A 23230-nucleotide genomic window follows, 5' to 3' on the forward strand; every position below is an offset into this window, starting at 1 on the left:
GTACGCAGAAATGGAGAAAAAAAGCCTAAGGGTACGCAGAAATGGAGAAAAAAAGCCTAAGGGTACGCAGAAATGGAGAAAAAAAGCCTAAGGGTACGCAGAAATGGAGAAAAAAAGCCTAAGGGTACGCAGAAATGGAGAAAAAAGCCTAAGGGTACGCAGAAATGGAGAAAAAAAAGCCTAGGGGTACGCAGAAATGGAGAAAAAAGCCTAGGGGTACGCAGGAATACAGCCATTGTAATGTACAACCTCTGATATAGAACTTACCACCAAATGATAAAAAGTGTACCACGGAATGACAGAGTGTTTACCACTGGAATTTCTCCTGGGAAAAGATATATAATAATGGACTTTCAAAAAGTCACTCTTTATAAGTAGTCCAGATTTATTTTAGTATTATGTAGTAGACACATACTACGCAACAATATCTTCATTTTTAGCTCACGTAAGAATTTAATTAAAATAGTTTAATTAAATAAGAAAGCACACATCAATGCAACATTGATGTGTGCTTTGACTTTACTACGTAATGTGAAAATGGTGTGGATTATACTATATATTTGTGATTTAAAAGTATTTTCTATAAAATTCTTGTCTCAACCTCCCACTCAACTGAGCATAGATACGCGTAGTTTCACTCTTTTCATGCCCAAGCAAACTTTGTATGACATCAAGAGGCGCTCCATTATTTAGTAGGTGCGTTGCATAGCTGTGCCTCAACTGATGTGGATGTATTGTTTTATCAATACCGGCCCTTTTTGATATTCTTTTAATGACATACCTCATCTGTGCAATACTCATTCGATGTGGATCACGTTCGGTTACAAATAAGGATCGATCAACATCCATCCTCTCTTGAATATACCGTTTTAACCAAATGTCACACCGAATATTGAAATACACCTCTCGTTCCTTATCACCTTTTCCCTTTACAATTGCTGACCGATTTGACCAGTTAATACAATTTCGATCTAAAGAAACGATTTCTCCAATTCGACATCCTGTTGAAAACATAAATTCAAATAAGGCTTTCTCCATTGAGGTTTGACAAGCTTCCCTTAAATGTTCAATTTCCCGTTCTGTTAAAAATTTTGGAATTCTCTTTCCTACTTTTGGTTCCTTTATCTTAGCTGCTGGGTTTATAGGAATATGACCTTCTTCATGCAACCAACGAAAAAGGGAACGAATAAACCGAATTCGATGTGCAAGACTTGATGGTTTTAATCGTTCACTAGATGCAGCTAAGTAATCTTTAATTCCTTGTGTCGTAATGAAATGAGTGTTGATATCTTCGAAGTGACGGATTAAGAGGTTCGCTTGAAGATGGTAGGCATTTAATGTATGAGGTGAAAATCCTTCAATTCGCTTTTCTGCTTTGTAAGCTTCCCACGCTTTAGTTAGTAGCATGATATAATCCCTCCATTTACGTAACTTATCTTAAAGGAATTATTTCCATTTTTATAAATATTAGAACAATAACTCGTTATTTTCTGTTATGATTTGTTTATGAAGAGATGACATTGTGAAGTACTTCACTTAAACTAACGAAGCATAGAGTTAAACAAGAAGTATTTGTTAAAAAACCTATATTTAGTAAAAACGATAAATTCCTTTGACGATATAAATATGGAGGAGGGAAATAACATGACTACTATTAATGGAAACTTTCAACATCCACAATCACTACAAAAAACTTACAACAAGCAAAAAAGTACTGAAGCTAAAGGTTTTAAAGATTATCTCGAATTAGAATCAACTAATACTGTTAATAATTTAGAAGATTATAATTATTCAGCATCTATACAGGATGGCTTACAAATAGAAAAAGGTCAAAGAGATTCAAACATACAGCTTCCACCCGATTCGGCCCCAGAGGGTTTGAAAAAAGCATTTGAAAAATTGAGTAATATAGAAAAGGGAAGGATTATATTAGATATAGCAACGAAAGTAAGAATCTCCAACGGATTTCTAACAAATAATGGAACTTTTAATTCGTCAGGTAATTTTAAAAGTGAATTAATTGATTTTTTCAATCAAGAAGATTTCTCTTATGTACAATTTACTGATGAACTGATAGAAAACTGGGAAAAGTCAAAGTCATATAATACATTTGAATCTTATCAAAGTCGTATGAATACATATGAAAAATTTAAAAATGCTTTAATCGAAAATGGTGTTAATTAACCATCTATACGCTAATGTGAGACCTAATGTAAAATAATTAGATTTGTGAATGATTTCACTTAAAGTAACGGAGGCGATAGCTTAACAAAGGGTTGTCGAATATGTCTGCTCCTATTGCGCTAAAGGCGCAGTATAGCGGAAAGTGAATATTTGTTAATTTACAGGTTAAGGTAATACCTAAAAACAGTTAGGGTGATGTAAATTGACGAAAAATATTTTTCTTGTAATGCTTATTTTTAGTACCTTTATTTGTGGAGTAAACAGTGTAACAGCTTCTGCAAAGACAAACAGTGAGTCTCGACCTTTTGAAGAAATATATCCTGAAATTGGTTATAAAACGGTTGAGGAAGCTGTTAAAGAATTTGAAAATCATTTCAAAAAAGACTTAAAACTACCGCTGAGACTCCCGCCTTTAAACTTTACACACCATTTTGGAAGGTTTACAGATGCAGAAGGTGACATAAACGATTCTCTTGAATTAGAGTTTATCAATGATAAGTCACCAGAAAATCATTATTTTATCTTTGTTCGACCTATTGAGCATAAAATTCCAATCAAAGATAAGAAACGGATTGTTAAAATATTCAAACTCAAAAACGGCAATGAAGCAAAGTTTATTAACGTTTCAGACTCTTTTGAAGCCCTCGTTTTCGAAAGAGATGATTGGCAATATATGTTTAATATTCCTAAGGAGATTTCAAAAAAGGTCACTCCTGAAATGTTAGTTGAAATAGCCGATTCAATTGATTATCCAAGTAAAAAGAATAATCCATTAGAATAAAAGGTATTGTTTATCTATCAAACGAGTGCTGTTTTCTTATTAAAGTAACGAGTGCTATTCTTCAAGAAGGAGAATGGCTTTTTTTATTGCAGTAAATGAAAGGTTTATCAAAAAAATGTAACAGTATTATTACAAATATTACAGTATTATTTTAGGTTAGTAGAATACATTACCCTGAAATTGAAATAGAAGCTAATACAACGATTTTACTTCTATACAATGATTAGTATTAAAACATGCAATAACGTATCAAATCAATTAATATATACTGTTTAAAAGCGATTTTAGCATTAGATCCTCTCTCTTTGAATACTCCAGTATAATTGTTTTTTAACTCTGTTGTAACAAGGTTTATAGAAAATTTTAGTAAAATAAACAAGAGAGATATTACAGTTTTTTAGGGGGACAAATTGGTGAAGAAAACAATCTTAAATTATGATGATTTATTAGTTATGTTGGATGATTTTTTAAGAGAACCAAAAGCATTTTGGGATGATTTTTATGAAGATAGAACAAAAGAGATTCCATTTTTTAAGGTAAAGGGACCCGATGAAAATTTAGTTGAATACTTTAGTAAAGGTCTTTCCCCTGAAAAGGTTCTGGAATTAGGTTGTGGACCTGGCAGAAATGCCATATATATGGCTAAACAGGGTTGTGAAGTGGATGCTTTGGATATTTCAGAAAATGCAATAGATTGGGCAAAAGAAAGGGCAAATGAAGAAGGAGTAAACATCAATTTTCATTGTATATCTCTTTTTGAATTCGAATTTGATCCACATTCGTATGATTTTGTTTATGACTGCGGTTTGTTTCATCATTTAGCACCACATAGGCGTTTAACTTATATTAGGATGATTAAAAAAGCCCTAAAAAAAGACGGACAATTTGGTATTGTTTGTTTCAATACTGATGGAGCATTAGATACATCTGATTGGGATGTCTATAAAGAAAAAAGCTTAAAAAGAGGAATAGGCTACACAGAAGAGAGATTAAAAGAAGTATTTGAAAATGACTTTACAATTAAAGAATTTAGGAAAATGAAAAAGATTATTCAACCAGGTGATTTATTTGGAGAAGATTTTCTTTGGGGAAGTTTAATGCAGGTTAAAAATTAGAAAACTGTTGTTAAGCTAACGGATGCATTAGTGTAGGAACTGTTGAAATGGCAGTTCCAACTGTTGTTGAAGTAACCTCCTTTAAAAGGAATGCGATCAAAGAAAAAGAATAATTTATATGCTACATATCTTAATAGGAGTTTGATTATTGTGTTGAATGAGACTGACATCATTACCCTTATAGAAGAAGATGAATGGATGATGGAAATATTAAAAACTGCCCATTCTTTAAATTTACCAGATTGGTGGATTTGTGCGGGCTTTGTTAGAACAAAAATTTGGGATGTTTTACATGGATTTAGTGTAAGAACACCGATTCCAGATATTGATGTAATCTATTTTAATACAACAAAAGTTAATGTATTAGAAGAAAAGCAGTTGGAAGAAAAACTAAAATTTCGCTTACCGAATATTCCTTGGTCAGTTAAGAATGAAGCCAGAATGCATCTTAGGAATCATGTTGAACCTTACTCTTCGTCAGTTGATGCAATTTCAAAGTTTCCAGAAACAGCAACAGCATTAGGAGTAAAGTTAGATGAAAGAGACAAGGTTATTTTAACTGCTCCTTGTGGAATTAGTGATGCTGTTAATTTGAAAGTTAAACCGACACCATATTTTTTGAAAAACGCAGATCTTGCACCAATCTATAATGAGCGAATTCTTAAAAAGAATTGGCAAGCTACATGGAATAAGGTTAGTGTTCATCAAATATAAATTTGGATCTTTAACTAAAGGAGAGCTTTACTTGACGAAGTGAAGACTAATAAAAGCCCAGTTATGCATTGTTTTATTCAGACAATGCATAACTGGGCTTTTATTATGCAATAATTATACTGCTATTCTCTACATGATTCACTGCCAGATTGTTAATGAGAACATTTGATTTAATTGTATATCAGGGCGTTAATTTAAGTTAAGGTTAAGGTTATTCTAATGGCAATTAATAGTACCATTGGTCTCTAATATAAGTTTCTAATAGAAGAGACGACTAGAGAGATAGATACAATAATAGACTGATACTTTCTAGGTAAACTAGTAAGCTATAAAAATTCACTATGTATTCTATTGAAAATAATATCCCCTTGAAATCTTACCATTCTAACGTACTAAATCTAATTCCAGGTATAAATTTTGCTATTTGTTGTTGTTCATTAATAAGCAATGAATTCATAGTTTATTAAAAAATTTTTAAAGTAGACTTAAAACGGTACTTAATGGCTGTTATCATATCTTCGATTTATTAAGAAAGAGGAAATCGAGAGAGGGGATATTCAGTTGAAAGGGCAATACAGTGGTCACGAGCAAGCAAATAAATTTTTACAATCAATATTCGGAAAGATATCTAAAGGATATATTACTTTATGGACTCCAGAGGATAAAAAAACACATTGGTATGATGTAAATAACATTGATTCTGCTGTTAGTAAAGCAATGGAACTTCGAGATTGTTCAAATGTCTATTTTGGATTAGGGCTGAGAAACGCTAAACTTGGTTTATATAAACGCGGTACAAAGGACGATATTGTATCTTTACCTTGCTTATGGATTGAAATTGATGTTAAAGGTGGGGATCACGCAGCTAATAACCTTCCAACCATGTTAGAGGTTGAAGAGATTTTAAGAACGTTTCCTTTACAACCGAGCATTGTAATTCATAGTGGGGGAGGGTTACATTGTTATTGGCTATTAAACCAACCTTCAATAATTAATAAAAAGTCTGAAATGGAGTTAGCAGGTCTAATTATATCGCGTTTTCAAAGTGTTTTTATACGATTAGCGAGAACTAAAGGGTTTCATATAGATAACACTTCTGATTTAGCTAGAGTATTAAGAGTACCGGGGACCTTTAATCGAAAAACGAGTCCTAAACCTGTTGAAATGATAACTTTTAAACCTAATATACGATACTCTTTATTAGAACTTCAAGAGGCAATGGAAGCTATTGAAGATGAATTACCAGAGCAATTGATTAGGAACAAAACTAGTCAAGAGATAACGAGGGAAATTCCAAATGCAACAGATTTAGATGAGATTATAAAAGGTTGTCAATTTATTAAATATTATCTTTTTCATAAGGATACAGCTAGTTATAATGAGTGGTTAGCGGCACTTTCAATAGCTTCATATTGCGAAGGTGGGGAACATCTAGTCCAAGAGTGGTCTAAAGGCCATAGAGGATATTCAGAGTATGAAACAAATCAAAAATACAATGAAATAAGAGCAAAAATGAAGCCTAGAACCTGTCAAAGCATTAACAGAGATTTTGATAAATGCGAAGGCTGCCAATACCTAAACAAAATAAATAGTCCAATTTCGTTAGGTATGAAAAAGAGAGGAGTGGAGCAAGAAAAGTGCAAAAACTTTAATCGTACGGATTTAGGAAACGCTGAAAGGTTAATTCACTACCAAGGAAAAAATATCAAATACAATTTTATCTTTGGTAAATGGTTTTTATGGAACGGCAAGTATTGGCTTGAAGATAAAAAAAATGAAATACAACAATTTGCAAAGAAAACGGTTCGTAATATTTACAAAGAAGCCTCGGATGAAAAGGATATAGATAAAAAGAAATATTTAACAGAACACGCAATAAATTCAGAGGCGAGTGCTAGAATTGGATCAATGATTTCTCTTGCAAAGTCTGAGGTCCCTGTATTACCAGATGATATGGACAAAGATTTATGGCTATTCAACTGTCAAAACGGTGTAATAGACCTTAAAACAGGTGATTTAAAGCCTCATAATAGAGATTATATGATGATGAAAATTTCTCCAGTTGCGTATCATCCTAAAGCTGAGTGTCCTACATGGTTAAGATTTTTAGAAGATATCATGCAGGATGATGAAGGTAACGTACAGCACGAACTTATTAATTTTTTGCAAAAAAATGGTGGGGTATACGTTAACCGGGGATACTTCGGAGCAAGTAATTTTCTTTCTATACGGTAATGGGGGAAATGGAAAAAGTACATTAGTTAACATTGTTAAAGAAATACATGGAGATTATGGAAAGCAAACAAATGCGGATACGTTTACAGTAAGAAAATCAGATAGAGTTAATAATGATATAGCAGCTCTAAAAGGAGCGAGATTAGTTGCGGCTACAGAAAGTGAAGATGGTGTAAAATTGGCAGAAAGTCTAGTGAAACAGCTTACAGGTGGTGAACCAATACAGGCACGCTTTCTTCACAAAGAGTTCTTTGAATATGTTCCACAGTTTAAAATCCTCTTTACGACGAATCACAAGCCAGTTATTGTAGGACAGGATGATGGGATATGGAGAAGAATTCGTCTAGTACCATTTACGGTTCAGATTTCCGATGATAAAAAGAATAAAAAATTACCCGAAAAATTACGTGAAGAAATGTCGGGAATCCTTAGATGGGCTGTTGAAGGATGTTTGAAGTGGCAAGAAGAAGGGTTGCAGATCCCAAAAGAGGTTGAAGAAGCAACAACAGATTATCGCGATGAGATGAATATAATGGGGAGTTTTTTGCAGAAGGTCTGCACACACCACCCTAATGCTAAATGTAAGGTTTCAGACCTTTATGAAAAGTATAAAATGTGGTGCGAACAAAACGGTGAATATGAGTTATCTAAGCAACAGTTTAATCGGAAAATAGAAGAGCAAGGATACAAAAAGAAGCGTAGCACAGGAGGACAATACTATTTCTTTGAAATTTCAATAAACCAACCTTCAGGTGAAAAAGTGAAGTCAAGTGAAGAAGAAATAAGCAACTTAATATGTGAAGAGGAACTAAAAGAAGATGGTGTAAATACGTCACCTAAATTCACTTCTTCACTAGACGATAAGAAGGTGGTTCCTGAATATATATGATCCAAGCATTGTTAAAAGAAGTTGAAGGGTTAGGTTGTGAAGTCACTAGAGAAGGATATATGCTCAAGCTGCATGATCCAAGTGTGCTTACAAAAGTCCATAAAAGTAAGTTAAAAGAAGCAAAAATGGACATTTTACAACTGATTGATAGACAAGAGCAAGCAAGGTTAAATGGATGGCTTGTATATTCATACGGTGAAGCATATGAGATGAGAGTAGGGCAAAGGAATTATGTATACGTTTTTGCTGAAACAAATGGGACTTATACTGTTTGGCGTGGAACATTTGGACATGAAGCCTATCCGGTAAGAGAAAAAATAATAATTCAAGGTGTTAGTTTCGAAGTTGCTTTTGAAAAAGCAACTAATTATGTTAGGTGGGTTAAAAAATAATTGCTATTGCTTAATAGAGAATAAAAGAGAGGGTAAACTGTAAAAAATAAATTGCTTACTCTCAGTCTTTCGAATGAAACTAAATAATTTATTAAAACTCTTTTAAAAAGGATTTTTAAATGCTATATACTAATAATAACTTAATAAAACGACAAGGGATAACCCCAACTATAAACTAAGTAGGATTACACTACTTTGGTTTATTAGTTGGGGTTTTTTGTTTAGAAATAAGTAAAACGAACTTTTTCTAAACTCTTAAATAATAAAAGGGAGAGAATTAGCATGTATTTTTTAGATGATGAACATTATGAGAATTATAGATGGTTAACAAAATTATATAGTGTACAAGAGGGAAGAGGTGGGGAATACGAAGCTAATATCTACATTGCAGCTGTTCCAGATATCTTTAAAAGCTATAATAAAGAGAGAATTGATATAAGTTATGGGCCACTTGTAGGACTCATTTATGATGAACATGCTAGAGAAGGTGGTCATAATAGGGGGAGTCTGACTAACTCTTCATGGGAACTAATTAAATATGGTATGTCTTTATATAACTCTTACAATATTTCTTTAGATGAGACTTTTGCATATATTACAGATGAAGATTTAATAAAAGTCTGTGTTCAAGGAATTTATATTCGTACAAAGCTTTGTTGAGAAACGACAAGAAAGGTCAACAGAAAAATAACTTTTCTTGCGCTCTCTCACCCAACCTAGTTAGGACAAAACGACACACGCCCACTGAGAGTGGGTTATTTACTAACTATAGTTTTCTTTCACATTATCAATAGAGTTCAATTTAGTATAAGGTTTCTAAGGGTACGCAGGAATGGAGAAAAAAAGCCTAAGGGTACGTAGAAATGAAGAAACAAGAGAAAATTTTTTTCTTAGGATAGGAATTAACTTTTCTTTTCAAAATATAATCCAAAGCCTTTTCACAGAAGAAGAGATCTTAGAAGCATTCCAACCTTTCTATGAAATTACGACATTAAAAGAAGAAGTGAACTTAAATTTAATTTATGATACACAAAGTAAGTTACGTAAATTTGCATTGTATAATGACGATGATATCGTACAAGTAATGAAACTAGTAAAACAAGCACAAAAGAAGCAAAATTAGCGTTTACTAGGTCGTATATCTAGTTTATTCAAGCCTGTCATTCAGCGCTATGAGTACTTACCAGAAGATACACAATATGAATTCAGAGTAACACTACGTAATTTTGGTAAATGGTATAACTATGTCGCACAGTTAGATCGTACATTTGATATGGAATTATTAGAAGAAAACATTTATACAAGCTATTTACTAAAATTTATCCTTAAAGAAAAGCGTGAAAAAGGGTATATTGCGGATAAAGTTAAGCTTGAATATTATAAATTGCAAAAGGATTTTGAAGGCGAAATTATGCTTGTTGCTGAAAACGAAGAGGGTGGTACATTAAAGCACCCTGAAGAATTTAACGCTAACGTAAAGTCAGTAGAAGAACGTGGTTTGTTAGAAGAAATCAATCATCGAATTAACGAAAGGTTCCTAGAAAAATTTATGACCGAGTTATTGTAGAGACATTGCACAAGGCATTTACAGAAGAACGTGATGCGAAAATAGTAAACATGGCTAAAAATAATAGCCAAGAAATTTTTGAAAATAGTTTGTTTAAAGACGTGTTCCTTGATCGAGTAATCGATAAATATACCAAAGATGCAACGGCTTACCAACGATTAATAGGAGCAGATGATTCATACTTTAAAACTGTTTATGCATTTTATAGCTGCGGGTGTTTATAAGAAATTGCGGTCAGAATCATAAGTAGCAATCAGAAATATAAATTACCTTATAGTACACCCTCCTAGAGTAATTATAAATATATCTAGGGGGGTAATTTCATTCAATTACTTCAATATGTAGCACTACTATACAAAAAACGAAGATGTATTAATATAAACGATTAAGGATAATTTAAATTTATTGTAGTGGATGGAAAAGGATAAGATTTACCTCTTGGTATCTCGGAAGGTAAATGTTCATGTAACACTACTTATAATTATTTTGACTATTTATAAAACATTACCATTATTTTATATCTTTATTAATTTATTTTTGATACGATAATAGTAAAATTTAACTGCATCAGGGGAGGTAAATATGGCTGAATATGGAAAATTATTAAAAATGAATGAAATAAACGGCTTTACTGTATCCTTATGCCTTTTTGATGACTTAGGACGAACAAGTTCCTATAGTCATATCATGCAAGAAAACTATAAGAGCGGTTATACTCAGGTGATTATTAATTCGTATCTTATGTTAAAAATAGTAGAAGATATGCTCAGAGATGGTTGGACATTACTTTCTATATTTATTGATGATCCTAGTGTAGATGAGGAAACTAAAAAAGAGGTAAATTCTCTTGTTGAAGGTATAAAAAAGAATCCCTTAAATTTTAATAAGTTAAGTGAGTATTTAGAATGGGCTTTAGAGGATGGCTCGATTTTTATAGATAAAATTATGTTGGCTAGTAAGTTTAAAAATAGCTATAAAACTTGCGAATTGTATTCTAACGGAGTTCTTTTTGGAGATGCCAAACAATTGGTCTTTTCTGATTATATTAAAAATATCGTTGAGGACTATTTAAATGAAGGATAAACTCCAGTCTGATATTTTTAAAACTTTATCTACTGCTTTCCTTGCTGGAATATCATATTTTATTGCTGATTTCTTCCAGGTTAGTACCCTCATTTTTAATTTTTCAGATGTTAAATGGCATGTAACTGTAAGTGTTGCAATATATACAGCTGTTCTAAATGGTTTACTCTTGTATGCACTTTCAAAGAGAACGAACGTACAGGTAGTGATTATTGAGAGAAAAGATAGATCAGATAAAATTCGTATATTCGATAAACCAAGAGCAACGGAGGTAAGGGTTACTGTTAATGGTAATTTAAAGAAAATAAGAAATAATGTAGAGGTTATCTTTCCGCAATGGATTGACGTTATGCCAAAAGGCTCTCCAGATTTAAAACAAAGTGAAAATAATTCACATAACTACTTAATTGATTTATCCGGTATTGTTCAGAATAGTAAAAGTGAAGTTAGTATATTTTACTTTGATATTACTATGAATCCAATCTATGAAAAAACAGGTAGGGTAGGAGAAGTTCTTGCAAAAGTCAATGGAAGTACTTTGAGATATGCTAAAAGTGTAGAAAATTTAACGGTTCATTATAGTGCAGAGTAGGAGGGATTATCATTGTATAGTAAGTATATTGATAACTCAATAAATGAAGACGAGTCTTTTTTATCAATGGATGATATTTTATCGAATATTTTTAATTTCGAAGAATGGAGAACGGCTGAAATTGATCCTTTCACTCAGCGACCCTTAAAGTATGAAATTTCTAAAGTTTATGATGAAGATCAGAAAATAGAAATTAAAGGAACAGAGTTCAACTTTAACTACATTAAGTATTCTTATGATACCGTTATTTCTGGACAAGAAACTAATCCTATATCTGTAGAACGATTAAAAAATACTAATGGTGCAATTGTAATTTATACAGATAGCATACGCACTCAATATCTTGTTGATAGAGCAAGAGGAGCCTCTGCATTAAGGATTTTACGCGTGATTAATAATTCGGATAAGAATAAAATAATTGAAGCGCAATCATTCAATATAACAGAGGATTTTTTCATCTGGCTGATATCTAGATTTATGGATGGTCATAGAATAATAGATGAAGAAAATTCGTTAAGCATTAGCCGAATAATTGGTTTTAGGGGAGAGGGAAGTCAAAAACAAGCAATTCTCTCTGGCTCTGGAAATGAAGTAATGAATTTGCTAAGCTCTCTATCCTTTTTAATTGAAATGGATGTCATGACTGAAATTGAAGTTCGTATAATAAGTGGTTCAGAGACTTATGAGATAAGGTTCTACTCGAGAAAATCTCAACTTGATGTTTTAGTCGATAACTATGTAGGTGAATATATGATGGTACCAAGTGAAGAAAGGAATCCAAGGGTTTTATTAAAAGCGTTTATTGATTTAATACCAAGCATTATGAACGCATACAATGAAGAAATAGATAATGGAAATTGGACTAAGAATAGCAAAAGAGAGTTTACATTGGGTTTAGTTGATTCTGTAAAAGAAAAACTCAATATTTTATATCCATCTCAAAATACAGAGAGTTAATGTTTCTATTGGTACTGTCTATTTTTAATATTAGTAAGGACTAATGCTTTCAAATATAAAATCAAATAAATATTAAAAGGAAAATAGGCATTGGCAAATCACCAATGCCTATTTTTTTGCCTCTTAAACAATAACGGTGAACCGTATCATAAATAGTGTTAAAGCAGATAATAAAGAGTGGCTAGAAAAAATCTATTAGATTTATTTAAATTACATTAAGAAGTGCTCGTTAATATAAAAAATCCTCCAGTTTGTTAGGAAGACAAAAAGGAATTACCAATTCTATTTGAATGGTAATTCTTTTTTATCTTATTTATATATTCTTTTTATCTCTTTCTTGCATTTTTCTAACATGGTCTGAGTGGTAAGGGGAACCTTCAACTTCATTAACCACACTAAATGGGTTACCATCTAAGTCAAAGAAATCAAAAAATTTCATCCCACCAAAATCATCAATTTCAGTAGTAACGATGCCATTGTTTTTAAAGTGTTGATGGGCAGTTTCAATATCATCAACAACAAAGTTATAATAGGCATTTTTCTGGTTACCCTTTGTGGTAAAGTCAGTGGGCTGCGGAGATTCAACTTCTACCAAGGCTAATTGTGTTGAGCCAGTTGATAAATAAAAGGAAGCACCATCTCCCCAATGATCTATTATCTTAACACCAAGAAACTTCACATACCAATCTGTAGATTTTTCAATGTCTGTAACCGGAATAAATATACTACCTACTTTAAACATAATCTTCCTCCCTTTGCACATAGCTCTTATCCACATTGACTAAATTCAAGTGTAACTGCACAACCTACTGTTAGATTTTAACATTACTATTTAATGGAATGGAGATTACTGTTTTGCTTCTTTTTGGACTGGTTTTTCTGTTACTGTATGGTCTTCTTGTTTATTATATAGGCTGGAGTGGCTGGCGATGGATGAAGTTTAGGGTACAGACTGAAGTATCATGGAAAATAAAAGTCATCTACATTGCTGTATTGATGGTGGTTGCGACTTCATTTGTAACGGGTAGATTGTTTGAAAATGTTATTTTATATTTTATCGGCTCGGTATGGATGGCGTTTTTTTATTTGCTGATAATTCTTTTGCCTGTTGTGCATATTAGTGTTTGGCTTCTACGTAATACTCAATTACCAAAAGAACATCTCGACAAATGGCCTGGAATGATTATCGTTGGATTGGTTTTTTCATTCATTGGGTATGGAATGTATAATGCTTACAGTCCAACTGTGCAAACTTACGATATACATATTAAAAAAGAGAGCCCTGCGATGGAGGACCTGAATATTGTTATGGCTTCAGATATGCATTTTGGGCTTCTTTTTGGTAAAGAACAGGCTAAGAAGATGGTGAAAAACATTAATAAGCTCGAACCAGATATCGTCTTGTTACCAGGTGATATTGTTGATGATCAAATCAATCAATTTATTAACCAAGGCATTGATGAGGCTTTAGCTGAAATCGTTGCTCCTTTGGGAGTATATGTCTCACTCGGAAACCATGATAAGCATAATGGCCCTATCGATGAGTTAATTGATACACTAGAGAGAGGCAATTTACGGGTATTGTACGATGAAGTAATACCAGTTAGTGAGAATATCCTTTTAGTCGGGAGAAGAGATCGTAGAGATGCTGAACGTGAAGAGGTTGCTGATTTAACGGAAGGGATTGACCTAACAAAGACCGTTATTCTAATGGATCACCAGCCTTATGATTTAGATATTGCAGAGCAGCAAGGAATTGATCTAATGCTTTCGGGTCATACGCATCTTGGTCAAGTCTTTCCTGGCCGCTTAATTACCAAACGGGTCTATGAAAACGATTGGGGATATCTGCAAAAAGGTCAGATGCATTCCGTTGTGTCATCTGGATTTGGATTTTGGGGTCCGCCAATTCGCATTGGTACTCGTTCGGAACTTGTACAAATCGATGTTATATTTGGATTATAGACAGCGTTTCATCACGGTGGAAAGTAAGAAACCGTCCTTTCAGATGTAAAAGAGGGTTTATGCCTAATGGAAACGTTGCTATAATAAAGAATAAGTTAATATTTTTGGTTGGAGAAAAGGAGGGACCAGCTTCGTTATAACCTTTGTTATAGTGTGAGTTGCGTCTCTTTTTTGTTATGAATGAGCAGGTTAGCTAGCCAAGTAATAAAATTGTCGTGAATGCCCTTTTGTAATACAGCCTTCGCGAAAATATGTTCTGAAAGAAATTTGTTTGATTATAAGAAACAAAAAGTGGGGATGATTATTTTGCTACTACAAAGTTGGTTTAAAATGTCAGATGGTCATGAGGTATTTATAAATCAATGGTATGATGAAAATGTAAAGCCCAGGGCTGTTTTGCAGCTTGCACATGGTATGGCAGAACATTCATTTCGCTATGATGAACTTGCAAGATTTTTATTAACAAAAGGGATATTTATGGTTGCAAACGACCATCGCGGTCATGGAAAAACAGGAGAAAACAACGGAATTCTTGGTTTTTTCGCAGATAAAAATGGTTTTGAAAGAGTTGTAGAGGATATAAAAGAGATAAATGATAGTATTCATAATCAATACCCAGAAACACCAGTGTTCATCATGGGTCATAGTATGGGATCCTTTATAGTCCGCCGTTTTATCCAACGGTTTCATGATGTTGTTGAGGGGGTTATTTTGTCTGGTACAGGCGGAAACCCCGGCATTTCAGGGAAAGTAGGGAAATTAGTTGCAAAATCTCAAATACGAAAGATAGGTAATCGAACAGAAAGTCCATTACTAAATAAATTATTTTTTGGGAACTTTAACAAAGGATTCAAGGAAGCAAAAACGGAGTATGATTGGTTAACAAGAAATCCACAGGAAGTTCAAAAGTATATTGAAGATCCTCATTGTGGCTTTATCGCTACCTCAGGATTTTATTATGATTTAATATCTGGGCTTGAGACTATTCACCATCATCAAGAAGTAAAAAAAATAAACAAAGATTTACCGATTTTTATTTTTAGTGGTGATCACGATCCTGTAGGTCATAATAAAAAAGGTGTGTTAAAAGTAATTCAACAATATAAAAAGGTAGGAATGAAAAACATTAATTATACCTTTTACAAAGAAGGACGTCATGAAATGTTGAATGAATTAAATAGGGATGAAGTAATGAAAGATATTTATCAGTGGATTGATAAACAATTGGAGAACGGTCTCAATAGATAAATGACTTGGTACCTAAAGTGGTAGAAAGAAATCGGCTAGTCACTTTGGTGACATAATAAAACCAGGAAATCATAGCGATATCCTGGTTTTATTCGTTAATAGATAACAACTGGATCATAGACCCTTAAATTATCATAGACTTTTTTCATGACACTCGGTGGTACGTTGACGCAGCCGTTAGATCCTTGATTATGGTAGGCATTGCCTGACCAGTTACTACGCCAGTCTGCATCATGGAAGCCTTGACCGCTGTTTGTAAACGGTGCCCAATAATCGACGTCAATGGCATAAGTTTCACTAGTGAGTGTGTATGGCGTTCGTTTAAAGAGAATGTACCACACTCCTGGTAAGGTATCTTGTTTTTTACTTCGGTCTCCAGTAACCACATGAGTAGTTAAGACTAATTCGCCTTCTCTGTAGATCCACATGCGTTGTTGTGCGATAGACACTTCAGCATACGTATGTCCAATACCGTTGTTTGCGGTAACGCCATAACCAAAGCCTTCACCGCCCCAGCCATTTCCGTAAATATTAGAAGCAGAAATTGACGTGTCACCGTTTTCAAAAGCTTCTAAGATCAATTTTGACTCTTTTTCAACATCAAGTGCCCAGCCATACCCTTTTCCTTTAACTGATATAACAGAACCTGAATGAGTCTTAAAGGTAAAATCTTTCCCTAAAGTGGCTTGAGCGTCATTAATTTCAGCTACTTTCTTAGGAACCGTATGTTTGTTTATCACGATCTTCATATCTTCTGATACGGAAGCACTTGTAATAAGGTCGCTAGCTTTTAAGGAATAGACTTGGTCTTCTACCTCATACTTAATCGTATGCTGAAGGAAGTCCTCCAGTTTCTTTACTTGGTTTTGTACAAGTTCACTATCTTCCTTGATGGGTTCTAGATAGAGAGGCTCTAGATAGATTTCACTCGTATACTCTTGCTTGTCGAACGCATCTAAAAGACGATTCACATCAAATTGCTCACCATCAATACTTTCAGAAACGACAATTTCACCTTCTTCTAAGACGGCTTGCGCATTTACAGGGGATGTTAATTCATCATTCATAGTGATGAGTTGTTGCTCGAACTCAGTTCTCAGTACTTCGCTGCGATATTCGTCGGTTTCACTTGGCAGTATAAAATACGTTTTCGCTTCTGAAGATGGGAAAAAGGTCGCCTGACTTCTTAAAGTTTCTCTGATCTCAGGTAAGTCACTTTCTGTAAAGGCCATCTCTGTTTCTGTTCCTTCTAGAATGAGCTGGTCCCCAACATAAATTTGATTTTTAAGCACAGATGTTTGCATTTTTTCTAGCGCTTGATCAGCTGTCAGCCCGCTAACTTCTATTCCATTAATCGTAATGTTTGAATTAAAATGTGTATTTTGATAGTAGATCATTACTGTCAATATAAGTGCAGTAATAAAGATAATAATGGATAGAATGTACTTCCAGTTTTTATACCATTTATTAGGTTGTTTCTGTGGAAGATGATTTTCTTCTACAGATTGTTCTGCGGCATAACCCATATATATCCCCCCAAACCTTCGACTTTCATAAATTCTAAAACTTCTTATCTAACTTAATTATAATCTTTTACTACCATTTTACTAGATAAGAAATTTATATTTTGTCGTTTTTTGTAAGTTGGGGAAGTTTATTATAAATTTTTGGTGAACATAAGGGAGGATGTAGGATACTGGAGAAATACTTGGTGGGGTGTTGCAACTATTTCCTTTCTTTGACCTAAGAAGTGGGGGATAGGACAAGCTTTACAGGTTGAAACATAAATAGAGATTGAGTCAGATAAGCGGATAGTTATTTTATATCAACATAGAGACTTCTAATAATACAAATTGTCTAGGACACACTATTATTACAAAACGTGGAACAGGCTGTGAAACAAGATTATTCGGGGAGTCACTGTGAAGGTATCTATTAACCCTATATGAATCTTAATAAATTCACTTATAGTAAAATAAACAAACATCTAAATTCTTGAAAATGTCACCATTTTGTTATATCCTAAAAAAGGATTCTAGGAATAAAATGCCTATATCTATTTTTTGATGCTGTAAAATTAAATTGTTGATATATGTTGTTCCGGGACTGTTTTATTCATTAGCCCGCAGATCTAACAATACCATTGACAATAAGTTTTGTTAAAACGAAAAGTTAATAATTGGGTAAAGGATCTTTAGATTAATGCTAGAGTTTAAAGCCAAAGTGAGAAGTAGCCGTTGTTGTTACTCTTACTTTGGCTTTTTTTTATTGGGTTGCTTAAACGAAGAGAAGATTGAAAAATATTAATCAGAAAGATGGGAGATTCATTGGATATTCTAAAGGATGTAGTGTTGAACTTTTTCTTCATATTCGTTTGCTACTGTTTGTTCGTTTCGTTTGGATTTAAAAAACGCGGGGGAACTCAAGTCCACAAGTTCAGTTTTATTCTATTTGCATTGACTGCAGTCATTCTTTGTGTAACCTTTCCGATTCAAGTAACTGAGAAACTTTGGTTTGATTTAAGTCTCGTGCCAATTGCTATTGCAGGGTTGTATGGAGGATGGCGCATCTGTTTATTGCTCTCTATCGCCCTAATTGGATCTCGACTGCTGTGGGGAATGGACGAAATTTATCTTTCAATGATCGTTGTTGCGTTACATACTATTTTCATTGGAGTTCTATCCATCTATTTTCGTTCTCTTTCACATCAAATACGAATTCTGTTAAGTGTAATTGTCGGTCTCGTATCTCCGTTACTCGTCGTCGTTGCTGTAGGATTTGTTCTATATGAATTCATAACTCCAGTGCTATTTTTTACGATTAGCTTATCTCACTTGTTATCTATTATCTTTTTCGTGGTGCTTAGTGAGACCATTATTAAAGTTAAAAAACTGGATGAACATGTGATCCGTTCTGAAAAAATGGAAATCGTAAATCATGTGGCTTCAAGCTTTACACATGAAATACGTAATCCAATGACTACTGTTAAAGGGTTTTTACAACTTCTGAAAAGCGATGGAATTAGTAGAGTAGAAAAAGAGAAATATATTTCTATTGCAGTTAGTGAGGTTGAACGCGCTGAAAGTATTATTACAGAATATCTTTCTTTTACGAAACCAACGACAAATGATTTAAAAGTTGTTGATGGGGCGGAACTATTACAAAGTTCAATTGACGTCATTCGTCCACTCGCAAATTCCAATTGTATTGATATACAATATAATAATTCCTCATTTTTTGTTCGAGCTAATCGACAGAAGCTGCAGCAGGCCTTAATCAATCTATTTAAAAACGGTATTGAAGCTATGCCCGATGGAGGTACACTGTATATTTCTGCAGAATCAAAAAAAGATGTTATTTTTCTAACGATTAGGGATAACGGAATTGGAATGACAAAGAAGCAAGTAAATCGACTCGGAGAACCTTATTTCTCTTCTAAAGGAGAAAAGGGAACGGGCCTTGGGATGATGGTCGTTTATAATATTATTGAAGCTATTGGGGGTACAATTCACGTTGTAAGTAAACCCGGAAAAGGGACAACCTTTTTAATCAAACTTCCACAATGTACTGCATTAGGAGAAGAGGAAGTCACAACTGAAAGTAAACTGTTTAGAGTTAAGTAGATTGCTATATCAAGAAACTAGTGATAAACTAGAATGGACGAATGTCTTGCTGGCATTGGTAATGAGAATATAAATTTGTAACTAAACTTAAACTAATAATATTTCAGTATACTTTTTTGGTAAATGGAAGAAACTATTCATCATAGCCCGTCTATCCATGGCCTAACTTCTCTATTCATGAAGTTAGGCTTTTTCTGTTTTCTCTAGAAATAAATACATAAAAAGGGAGTAAATGTAAAATAGATGTTAACTAAAAGGGGAGGGAAGCCTAAGAAATGAGTACTACTTATCACCAACAAGAAGACCTCCTGCAATTGAGCAGCACGTTTAGTAAGATGCTAAAACAAAAGTTTGGGAAAGGTCCAGAGTCTTGTTTTGTAACGAATCAATCGAATAAGTTAACTATTTATATTAGGAATTTTATAACGCCGGCAGAAGAGGTTCTTGTAGAGTCTAATCTAATTAATCTGGCCTACAACTTCCGCTATGCGGTGATCGAGAGGGTTTTTCAAGAGTTTAAAAATGAAGTGGAAACTGTGTTAGGTTTAACATTTACTTCGTATCATACTGATTGGGATTATGATAATAATACTGGGATTTTAATGTTAGAGAACAGTAGTACGAATGAACGACTTGAAACAAGCAGTCATTCGAAATTAACAACAAAATTATTTGAGAAGATGAGTTCTATTTGTTCAGAAATACATAAAGCGCCGAGCAGTATAAAGATGCTCAAGTTGAATCAAAATATGTTTCTTGCTGAGTGCAAAGGAACTATGCTGCAGATCGAGAAAGTATTATATCAAAAAAAATGTATTGAAATGCTTCAGTTTCGTTCCATTGAAATTAAAAAAAGCTATATGATTCAAAGAGCATCGTTTGAAGAGGTATTTGGTAAAGAAGTTGAAGGGTTATTTATGACATGGGATTATAAAAATGACCGCTTTTATATATTCTTTTATTTACAATCATAAATTCCTTATGACATTTTTAAAATTACTTGTAAGTTTATAATTGAATTCTTAATTTGGTAGAAATTCTTTTAGAATTTCACACTAAAAATAAGCCAAAATAGCAAGGTGACACGAGTCGATCTTGCTATTTTGGCTTTTTTTGCTTCCGCCTGGGGTTTAAAGCCTAATTTTTAAATGATTGGTACATACTAAAAGTTAAGTTAAAAGTAGATATGGAATAAACGGCAAACGAGGTGATACGGATGGATCAGGAAAATCTGAATTCAATTAGCAGTTATTTAAGCAAACTGATAAGAAAGAATTTTGGAAGAGGGCCGCAATCTTGTCAATCTACTGTATGTAAGAAGATGTTTATTACGTATATTAGAGGCTTTATTTCTCCTATGGAAGAGGTATTATTTGAAAAAGGCCACTATGAACAGGTTGAAATGGCTAGAAACGTACTTATTAATCATGTGGTAGACCAATTAAAAGGAGTTGTAGAAGTATCTTTAAACTGTGAAATTTTAGAGTGGTACCATGATTGGAATTTTCCCAATAACTCCGGCCTCATAATTTTATTATTAGATAGAGAAATTACAAGTGATGTATGTTCATCTGAGCCAGTCAATTTGAAAAAACTAGAAGAAGAAGTTGCAAGAATTAGTTTAATGGTTCAAAAAGTACCTGACCAAATTCACATCTACCCTGTTTCAACAACCGTTTATATTGTTGAGCGTAAAGGGATATTAGTCCCTATTGAGAAAGCACTGATAGCAAAAGGTTTTGAGGAAGAACTTATAATAACGAAAGATGAATTAGAAAAAAGGCACTTTCACAATTACGGGAAGTTCGATGAAATTTTTAATAGGGAAGTAAAAGAAATCTTTATTGATTGGTGTTTTAAAGAGGATAAATCGTTAATGGGTTTTGTCTTGAAGGGGTGAAGGTTATTTAAAATATACAAAGCACCGAAACGTATTTGATTGTTTTACATAAATCGTATAGTTTTTAGGCAATTAAGCGTGGGAAAAGACATTGATCCATAGAACCGATATAATGAAAATAAAACAAATTAGGAGCTTGGAGACGATGTATCAAAATTTAGAAGAATGTATCCTCGATTTAGAGAAGCACGGTCATTTAATTCGCATTCATGAAGAAGTAGATCCCGATCTGGAAATGGCTGCTATTCATTTAAAGGTATATGAAGCTGGAGGCCCAGCCTTATTATTTGAAAATGTAAAAGGATCAAAGTTTCGAGCGGTTTCGAATTTATTTGGTACGGTAGAGAGAAGTAAATTCATCTTCCGTAAAACGTGGGATCTAGCACAAAGTGTTGTTGCTGTTAGGAATGATCCTGTAAAAGCATTAAAAAATCCGTTCAACCATGTTCGTACCGGTGTTGCTGCTTCAAAGGCTTTACCGATGAAAAAATCATCTTTACCAGCAAACTTTGAAGAAGTTAATATTTCGGACCTGCCACTTATTAAACACTGGCCGGATGACGGTGGGGCTTTTATTACATTGCCTCAAGTATATAGTGAAGATCCTCAGAAACCAGGCATTATGAATTCAAATCTCGGGATGTATCGTGTCCAACTGAGCGGGAATGAGTATGAACTAAATAAAGAAATAGGCGTCCACTATCAAATACATAGGGGAATAGGTGTTCACCAAGATAGGGCGACTCGAAAAGGGGAGCCACTAAAAGTAAGTATTTTTGTCGGCGGACCACCTGCCCATACACTATCTGCTGTAATGCCTTTGCCTGAAGGGTTAAGTGAATTGACCTTTGCGGGGTTACTATCTGGACGTCGTTTCCGATACAGTTACGTCGATGGCTATTGTATTAGTCATGATGCCGATTTTGTTATTACCGGGGAAATCCATCCGGAGGAAACAAAGCCTGAAGGACCATTTGGCGATCATTTAGGTTATTACAGCCTTACACATGATTTTCCCGTGATGAAAATTCATAAAGTATTTGCTCGAAAAGATGCAGTTTGGCCATTTACGGTTGTCGGTCGTCCTCCTCAGGAAGATACGTCTTTTGGAGCTCTTATCCATGAGTTAACCGGGGATGCGATACCTCAAGAAATACCAGGTGTCAAAGAAGTTCATGCGGTTGATGCTGCAGGTGTTCACCCGTTACTTTTTGCGATTGGCAGTGAGCGGTATACGCCTTATCAGAAAGTAAAGCAACCAACTGAACTCTTAACGATAGCGAACCATATCTTAGGAACAGGACAGCTTAGCTTAGCCAAATATTTATTTATTACCGCAGAAGAAGATCAAGCCCTTGATACGCATAAAGAAGTTGAGTTCTTATCATATATACTAGAACGACTTGATCTTCGTAGAGATATTCACTTTCAAACGAATACGACGATTGATACGTTAGATTATTCAGGAACAGGGTTAAATACCGGAAGTAAAGTGGTAATAGCAGCTTTCGGTGATAAAAAGAGAGACTTATGTCAAGAAGTGCCTGAGCAGTTGAAAAAGCTGAGCGGGTTTACTGAGCCTCGTTTCGTTATGCCTGGTGTTGTGGCGCTAGAAGGATCTGCATTTTCAACGTATGAGGAGGCAGAAAAAGAGCTGAATAACCTAAGTGAAGCGATTCAAACGAATGACGGAGTGCCGACTTGTCCTATGATCATCTTATGCGATGACAGTGAGTTTCTAAGCGAATCCATTAATAATTTTATGTGGGTAACGTTTACCCGAAGTAATCCGTCGCATGATATTTACGGTGTAAATGGTTCTTACGAATTTAAGCATTGGGGCTGCGATAATATGATTATTGATGTCCGGATAAAGCCACACCATGCACCACCGCTCATTCCTGAACCAATCGTTGAGGAAAATATAAAGCGATTGTTTAAAAAAGGAGCTAGCTTGGAACAAGTAAACATCGATTAAGACGCAA

The 23230-nt window shown here is 34.0% G+C and carries 23 protein-coding genes; 20 read left to right on the top strand and 3 right to left on the bottom strand.

From position 1 onward, the window contains the following. Positions 1-567 precede the first annotated feature (567 nt). Complete coding sequence (locus N7Z68_RS14365; RefSeq protein WP_275119181.1) at positions 568-1407, bottom strand: tyrosine-type recombinase/integrase; 840 nt, start codon at positions 1405-1407, stop codon at positions 568-570. 237 nt (positions 1408-1644) lie between these two features. On the opposite strand from N7Z68_RS14365, the gene N7Z68_RS14370 reads away from it, so the two are divergent. The 14 genes from N7Z68_RS14370 (at position 1645) to N7Z68_RS14435 (ending at position 12509) form a co-directional block, all read left to right on the top strand. Further along, entirely contained in the window at positions 1645-2184 is a 540-nt protein-coding gene (locus tag N7Z68_RS14370) for a hypothetical protein (protein WP_275119182.1), read from the top strand. Positions 2185-2386: 202 nt separating this feature from the next. Beyond that, complete coding sequence (locus N7Z68_RS14375; protein WP_275119183.1) at positions 2387-2965, top strand: hypothetical protein; 579 nt, start codon at positions 2387-2389, stop codon at positions 2963-2965. Positions 2966-3378: 413 nt separating this feature from the next. Further along, complete coding sequence (locus tag N7Z68_RS14380) at positions 3379-4080, top strand: class I SAM-dependent methyltransferase (protein WP_275119184.1); 702 nt, start codon at positions 3379-3381, stop codon at positions 4078-4080. 198 nt (positions 4081-4278) lie between these two features. Then, on the top strand, positions 4279-4794 hold the full coding sequence (locus N7Z68_RS14385; RefSeq protein WP_373323156.1) for a nucleotidyltransferase family protein: 516 nt from the start codon (positions 4279-4281) through the stop codon (positions 4792-4794). Between the two features lie 561 nt (positions 4795-5355). Further along, positions 5356-7029, top strand: a complete 1674-nt coding sequence (locus N7Z68_RS14390) for a hypothetical protein (protein WP_275119185.1) — start codon at positions 5356-5358, stop codon at positions 7027-7029. Beyond that, a complete protein-coding gene (locus tag N7Z68_RS14395; protein ID WP_275119186.1) occupies positions 6971-7918 on the top strand; it encodes a DNA primase family protein in 948 nt (315 codons plus the stop codon). The genes N7Z68_RS14390 and N7Z68_RS14395 overlap by 59 nt, the downstream gene beginning before the upstream one ends. Next, positions 7915-8310 (top strand): hypothetical protein, encoded by a 396-nt coding sequence (locus tag N7Z68_RS14400; protein WP_275119187.1) that lies wholly within the window; start codon positions 7915-7917, stop codon positions 8308-8310. Before N7Z68_RS14395 ends, N7Z68_RS14400 begins: the two co-directional genes overlap by 4 nt. 282 nt (positions 8311-8592) lie before the next feature. Continuing rightward, the gene (locus N7Z68_RS14405) at positions 8593-8970 is read left to right on the top strand and encodes a DUF2538 family protein (protein ID WP_275119188.1); all 378 of its coding nucleotides are present in this window, start codon (positions 8593-8595) and stop codon (positions 8968-8970) included. 172 nt (positions 8971-9142) lie between these two features. After that, on the top strand, positions 9143-9433 hold the full coding sequence (locus tag N7Z68_RS14410; RefSeq protein WP_275119189.1) for a hypothetical protein: 291 nt from the start codon (positions 9143-9145) through the stop codon (positions 9431-9433). A 150-nt stretch (positions 9434-9583) separates the two neighbouring features. Beyond that, positions 9584-9877 (top strand): hypothetical protein, encoded by a 294-nt coding sequence (locus N7Z68_RS14415; RefSeq protein WP_275119190.1) that lies wholly within the window; start codon positions 9584-9586, stop codon positions 9875-9877. A 5-nt stretch (positions 9878-9882) separates the two neighbouring features. Next, positions 9883-10101: a hypothetical protein gene (locus tag N7Z68_RS14420; RefSeq protein ID WP_275119191.1), complete on the top strand. Its 219-nt coding sequence runs from the start codon at positions 9883-9885 to the stop codon at positions 10099-10101. 358 nt (positions 10102-10459) lie between these two features. Continuing rightward, complete coding sequence (locus tag N7Z68_RS14425; RefSeq protein ID WP_275119192.1) at positions 10460-10960, top strand: hypothetical protein; 501 nt, start codon at positions 10460-10462, stop codon at positions 10958-10960. Next, on the top strand, positions 10950-11552 hold the full coding sequence (locus N7Z68_RS14430) for a hypothetical protein (RefSeq protein WP_275119193.1): 603 nt from the start codon (positions 10950-10952) through the stop codon (positions 11550-11552). The genes N7Z68_RS14425 and N7Z68_RS14430 overlap by 11 nt, the downstream gene beginning before the upstream one ends. Positions 11553-11564: 12 nt before the next feature. Further along, on the top strand, positions 11565-12509 hold the full coding sequence (locus tag N7Z68_RS14435; RefSeq protein ID WP_275119194.1) for a hypothetical protein: 945 nt from the start codon (positions 11565-11567) through the stop codon (positions 12507-12509). A 313-nt stretch (positions 12510-12822) separates the two neighbouring features. Here N7Z68_RS14435 and N7Z68_RS14440 read toward each other — a convergent pair whose 3' ends face one another. Beyond that, on the bottom strand, positions 12823-13251 hold the full coding sequence (locus tag N7Z68_RS14440; protein WP_275119195.1) for a VOC family protein: 429 nt from the start codon (positions 13249-13251) through the stop codon (positions 12823-12825). A 191-nt stretch (positions 13252-13442) separates the two neighbouring features. Between N7Z68_RS14440 and N7Z68_RS14445 the strand changes: the two genes are divergently transcribed. Together N7Z68_RS14445 and N7Z68_RS14450 are read left to right on the top strand one after the other, a co-directional pair. Further along, positions 13443-14474 (top strand): metallophosphoesterase, encoded by a 1032-nt coding sequence (locus N7Z68_RS14445; RefSeq protein WP_308447227.1) that lies wholly within the window; start codon positions 13443-13445, stop codon positions 14472-14474. A gap of 297 nt (positions 14475-14771) precedes the next feature. After that, positions 14772-15722, top strand: coding sequence for an alpha/beta hydrolase (locus N7Z68_RS14450; protein WP_275119343.1), 951 nt, complete (start codon positions 14772-14774; stop codon positions 15720-15722). 95 nt (positions 15723-15817) lie between these two features. Here N7Z68_RS14450 and N7Z68_RS14455 read toward each other — a convergent pair whose 3' ends face one another. Then, entirely contained in the window at positions 15818-17248 is a 1431-nt protein-coding gene (locus N7Z68_RS14455) for a L,D-transpeptidase family protein (protein WP_275119197.1), read from the bottom strand. Positions 17249-18049: 801 nt separating this feature from the next. Here N7Z68_RS14455 and N7Z68_RS14460 point away from each other — a divergent pair. The 4 genes from N7Z68_RS14460 to N7Z68_RS14475 all read left to right on the top strand — a co-directional run bounded on the left by N7Z68_RS14460 (position 18050) and on the right by N7Z68_RS14475 (position 23223). Beyond that, a complete protein-coding gene (locus N7Z68_RS14460) occupies positions 18050-19345 on the top strand; it encodes an ATP-binding protein (RefSeq protein WP_275119198.1) in 1296 nt (431 codons plus the stop codon). A 275-nt stretch (positions 19346-19620) separates the two neighbouring features. Beyond that, positions 19621-20319, top strand: a complete 699-nt coding sequence (locus N7Z68_RS14465) for a Na-translocating system protein MpsC family protein (protein ID WP_275119199.1) — start codon at positions 19621-19623, stop codon at positions 20317-20319. A 242-nt stretch (positions 20320-20561) separates the two neighbouring features. Next, a complete protein-coding gene (locus tag N7Z68_RS14470) occupies positions 20562-21245 on the top strand; it encodes a Na-translocating system protein MpsC family protein (protein WP_275119200.1) in 684 nt (227 codons plus the stop codon). Between the two features lie 145 nt (positions 21246-21390). Then, complete coding sequence (locus N7Z68_RS14475) at positions 21391-23223, top strand: UbiD family decarboxylase (RefSeq protein WP_275119201.1); 1833 nt, start codon at positions 21391-21393, stop codon at positions 23221-23223. Positions 23224-23230 lie beyond the last annotated feature (7 nt).

This window comes from Alkalihalobacterium chitinilyticum, from assembly GCF_029028005.1.
Classification (GTDB): Bacteria; Bacillota; Bacilli; order Bacillales; family Bacillaceae_F; genus Alkalihalobacterium; species Alkalihalobacterium chitinilyticum.